General features: G+C 71.5%; 6 protein-coding genes. All 6 read right to left on the reverse strand.

Annotation, left to right across the window (positions count from 1 at the left end):
• Positions 1-737: beta-ketoacyl synthase N-terminal-like domain-containing protein (locus tag SACHA_RS26375; protein ID WP_039739816.1), on the reverse strand; the 737-nt coding region annotated here is incomplete at its 3' end.
• Positions 734-2,002, reverse strand: a complete 1,269-nt coding sequence (locus SACHA_RS0119070) for a beta-ketoacyl-[acyl-carrier-protein] synthase family protein (protein WP_019812336.1) — start codon at positions 2,000-2,002, stop codon at positions 734-736. The genes SACHA_RS26375 and SACHA_RS0119070, both read right to left, overlap by 4 nt.
• Positions 1,999-2,466 (reverse strand): cupin domain-containing protein, encoded by a 468-nt coding sequence (locus tag SACHA_RS0119075; RefSeq protein ID WP_051110286.1) that lies wholly within the window; start codon positions 2,464-2,466, stop codon positions 1,999-2,001. Before SACHA_RS0119075 ends, SACHA_RS0119070 begins: the two co-directional genes overlap by 4 nt.
• A 50-nt stretch (positions 2,467-2,516) precedes the next feature.
• Positions 2,517-3,236 carry a SchA/CurD-like domain-containing protein gene (locus SACHA_RS0119080; protein ID WP_019812339.1) on the reverse strand — a complete coding sequence of 240 codons (720 nt, stop codon included), beginning with the start codon at positions 3,234-3,236 and terminating at the stop codon, positions 2,517-2,519.
• Positions 3,218-3,541, reverse strand: coding sequence for an antibiotic biosynthesis monooxygenase family protein (locus SACHA_RS0119085; RefSeq protein ID WP_019812340.1), 324 nt, complete (start codon positions 3,539-3,541; stop codon positions 3,218-3,220). The genes SACHA_RS0119080 and SACHA_RS0119085 overlap by 19 nt, the downstream gene beginning before the upstream one ends.
• 337 nt (positions 3,542-3,878) lie before the next feature.
• On the reverse strand, positions 3,879-4,485 hold a 607-nt coding region (locus SACHA_RS23170; protein ID WP_083935917.1), incomplete at its 5' end, for a TetR/AcrR family transcriptional regulator.

Raw genomic sequence — 4,485 nt, forward strand, 5'->3', positions numbered from 1 at the left:
CCGCGCTGCCGGGCGTGCCCGGCGTCCTCCAGCACCACCACCGCGCCGCCCTCTCCCGGCACGTGCCCCGACGCGTCCCGGGCGAACGGGCGGACGGCCGTCGCCGAGTCCCGTTCGGTCAACAACCCCGACCGCAACTGGCAGGTCAGTGCGTACGGGGTCACGGGGGCCTCGGTCGCCCCGCAGACCTGCACCCGGCAACCACGCCGGACGGCCCGGCGGCTGTGCGCCACCGCATCCAGGCCTCCCGCCGACTCACTGCTCACCACCGCGCACGGCCCCCGCATCGCGTGCCGGATGGACATCTGGCCGGTGGAAGCGGCGTAGAACCACGCGATGGACTGATACGGCCCCACGTGGCGGGGGCCGCGCGCCCACAGCGCCGCGATCTCCCGCTGGCCGAAGGCGTTGCCACCCGATCCCGCCGAGGTGGTCACGCCGATGTCGAAGCTGTCCAGGGTCCGCGGATCGAGTGCGGCGGAGTCCAGCGCCTGCCGGGTGGCCTCCAGGACGAACTGGGTCCACAGATCGGTCTGCGCCGCGACGTGCGGGGCGAGGCGCTCCGCGGGGTCACACGTGTCGACCTGCCCCGCGTACCGGACCGGGTAGCGGTCCGGGTCGAACCGGCTGATCCGCGCGATCCCGCTCCTGCAGGCCAGGGTGGCGTGCCAGAAAGCATCGGTGTCCGGCCCGGTCGGGGCCACCACCCCGAGTCCGGTGATCACCACATCGGTCATCGGGCCCGCCTCCCCGCGGCATCGAGGACGACGGCGGACTGGAAGCCCCCGAATCCGCTGCCCACGCTGGCCACCAGGTCGACGCCCTGCTCACGCGCCCGGCACGGCACATAGTCCAGATCGCACTCCGGGTCCCGGTGCTCGTAGTTCGCGGTGGGCGGCACCACGCCCTTGTCGATCGCGAGCACGCACGCGACGAGCTCCAGGCTGCCGATCGCCCCGAGCGAGTGTCCGATCATCGATTTGATCGAGGACATCGGAACACGGTAGGCGTGCCGACCGAGGCTGCGCTTCACCGCGGCGGTCTCGTGCCGGTCGTTCTGCTTCGTACTCGACCCGTGCGCGTTGACGTAGTCGACCTCGTCGGGTGCCGCCCGCGCCGCCCGTAACGCGGTTGTGATCGCCCGTGCCATCTCGGCACCCTCGGCCGTCAACCCCGTCATGTGGTACGCGTTGCCGAACGTGGCGAACCCGGCGATCTCGCAGTACACCCGGGCACCCCGACGCCGGGCGCGGTCCAGGTCCTCCAGAACGAGCGCCGCGGCACCCTCACCGAGCACGAAACCGTCGCGGGACGCGTCGAACGGCCTGCTCGCGCGTCCGGGTTCGGCGTTGCACGTGCTCGTGGCCTTGATCGCGTCGAAGCAGGCTACCGTGATCGGTGTGATCGGCGCGTCGGCCGCACCCGCGACGACCACGTCCGCCGCGCCCTCCTCCACGGCCATCGCACCGTATCCGACGGCATCCAGCCCCGAGGTGCACCCGGTCGAGACGGTGCGGACCGGCCCGCGGACGCCGTGCGCGTCGGCGACCTCCGCGGCGAGCGTGCTGGGCATCAACGCGTGGTACAGGTACGGGTCGGCACGGTCCGGGTCGACGAGCCACTCCGCTCCCGAACCGGACACCCGGACGTAGCCCTCTTCCAACCGGATCGACGACCCCACCGCCGTGCCCATGCTCACACCGACCCGCCACGGGTCGACCGGACCGAGTTCGAGCCCGGAGTCGTCCATCGCCTCGCGCGCCGCGACGAGCCCGAACTGGACGTGCCGGTCGAGCCGGGCGACGTCCCCGGCGTCGAGCCCCTCGGCGACCGGGTCGAAGTCACACTCCGCCGCGATCCGCGACCGGAAGCCGTCCGGGTCGAACAGCGTGATGCCCCGCGTAGCGGTCGTTCCGGAGGTCAGCAGGTTCCAGAAGGCTTTCACTCCCATCCCGCCCGGGGCGACGGCGCCGAGACCGGTGACGGCGACCCGGCGTCTCATCGGTCCACACCACCCGGTTCGGACACCCCGCCGGACTCGGTGTCCACATGCCCGAGTTCGGGGCTGGGTGCGAGCGGACCGAGGTGGAACACCACGCGGACCGTGGCGGGGCCGTCGTTGCGCAATCTGTGCCGGGTTCCGGCGGGAACGAGCAACGCCGATCCACGGCACAGGCTCCACGGCTCCCCGTCGAGGTCGACGGTCAACTCGCCGTCGGCCACGTACAGAAACTCCTCCGAGTACGGGTGGTAGTGCTCGGCGACCCGCTCCCCCTGCTCCAGTCCGGCCACACCGGAGAAGCCGGAGACCGCGCCCGCGTTCCGGGGACTGAGCAGGGTGCGGAGTACGCCACCCCGGCGCCGGTCCGCGGCGATGTCCGCCTCGTGCACGCGGACCGGGGGCCGGTCGGCCGGACGCTCGTGCGCCGGGACCGCGGGCCACCGGGGCGGGGGTTCGACTTTCATCCCTCTCTCCTTCTCCTTCGGAACGAACACTCCGAACGGCACGGTGCCGGTCACGAGGTCACCGCGCCGGTGTCCCGGTGGGTCACCGCAGACAGGGTCTGCGCGGCGCGCAATCGTTCGACACCGGACGAGGTGGACAGATCCCAGCCCGGCTCCAGCAACGTGGCCAGCATCCCCTCGTCGGCACCGAGCAACACGGGGTCGGCGGGCACGACCGCGTCGCGCCCCCCGACCGGGACATCGGAGACCTCCACCACCAGGTCGTCGTGGCGAAACACCGTCGTGCGCACCGGTGCGGAGCCCGTGCCGGAAGACCGCGCTCCGACCCTGGCGAGTTCCCGGGCCAGTGCCTCACCGCATCCCGGGCGGACGGGATACCGCACCGCCACCCGGGTCGACGGCCGGGGCCCCGGGCCCGGACCGGGATCCTCGGGTTCCCGGTGCACCACCCGCGTCATGCGGGACCGCGCGAAGAAGTCCCGCATCTCCTCCGGATCACCGAGATTCCGGGGAGACGACAACAGCGGATTGAGCCGTTCCTCCGTGGCCCGCACCGCGGGGTCGGCGGCGAGGTGACGCTGGACGGCGGCGAGCGGTCCGTCCACATCGATCACCCGCACGACGTGGTTGCGCCAGAGGAACACCGACGTGGCGAGCAACCGTCCGCCGCCGTCCACCGCGGTATCCGGAGGCGGATAGGAGCGGAGCACATGGCGTACCCGGGCCTCGGTGCCCGGGCGGACCGGAAACGTCAGGGCGTACCGTTCCACGGTTCCTCCTCCTTCCCGCGCCGCGCGGTCTCCCGGCGGACGAGGTAACGCAGTGAACGCCGTCGTTCGACCACGGCCAGCATCGGTGCGACGAGATCCCGGTGCCCGGGTGTGCGTTCCCAGGCCAGGAAATCCTCGGGGCCACGCCACTGGCTCGTGATGAGCCACTCAAGCGGGTCGTCGACCGACCGGCACACCTGATCGCCCAGGTATCCCGGGACGTCCGTCAGCGACCACCGGACGGCGTCGTAGGCACGCAGGAACTCGTCCTCCGCACCCTCCCGGAGGGTGAGCAGGAACAACACGCGGCATCCGGGCCGTTCGAAAGCGGAAGTACGGTCATCGGCCACGGGGATACCTCCACGGGAGATGGTCCGGGCACGGGAGATCGGGCGAGCTCGGCTCCACGACCGAACCGAGAGGAAACCGTCGCCGACGAGACCGACGATCGATGCTCGATCACCGCGAGACCCTCGATGCAATTCCACCAAAAAAATCACACGAAAGCGACACCCGCGTCAATACGGAATATGGATGAACCACTATTCCGGAACGGAACGACGCCGAATCGGAAATGCGGTGCGGAACGCGTCAAGTCCGGCACGGAACCCGCGATCGTTCTCGGGGGGCCGACCGACGGAATCAGGACGCGGCGACCTCGTGCCCGCGCAACGCATGGTCGACGATCCGGGCGGCGAGCGCCCGGTGGGCGGGTGGTGTCGGCGCACCGAACCCCGCTCCACCCACCACGACCCGGGTCAACACGGCGCCCACGAGCATCGTCAGCAGCACGTCGACGTCGCAGTCCGGAACGAGCGAGCCGTGCCGCACACCGGCACACAGCACGTCGCGGATCCCGGTGATCCTCGGTTCGATCAGCGCCCGGGAGAACTCGCCGTACAGCTCCGGGGTGTCGAGCAGGCGAGGCAGGAGCGTCGCGGACCGGGACTCCGCGAGCCACCGGCTGAACTCGGCCAGCAGCGTGGTGAGGTCGTCCCGCATCGCCTCGCCCCGCGGCCCGGCCGGCGGCTCGACGACCGACCCGAGCGCGTCGAACAGCACGGCGTCCTTGTTCGGCCATCGCCGGTACAGTGCGGCCTTGCCGACCCCCGCCCGCGCGGCGATGGCTTCCACGGACAGCGAGTTCACGGACACACCGTCCATCAGTAACTGCAAGGCCGCCTCGGTGATGGCCCGGCTGACCCGCTCGCTGCGTGGCCGGCCGGGCGCACGCCCGGCCGGTGGCCGG

The sequence above is a fragment of the Saccharomonospora halophila 8 genome (assembly GCF_000383775.1).
Taxonomy (GTDB): Bacteria; Actinomycetota; Actinomycetes; order Mycobacteriales; family Pseudonocardiaceae; genus Saccharomonospora; species Saccharomonospora halophila.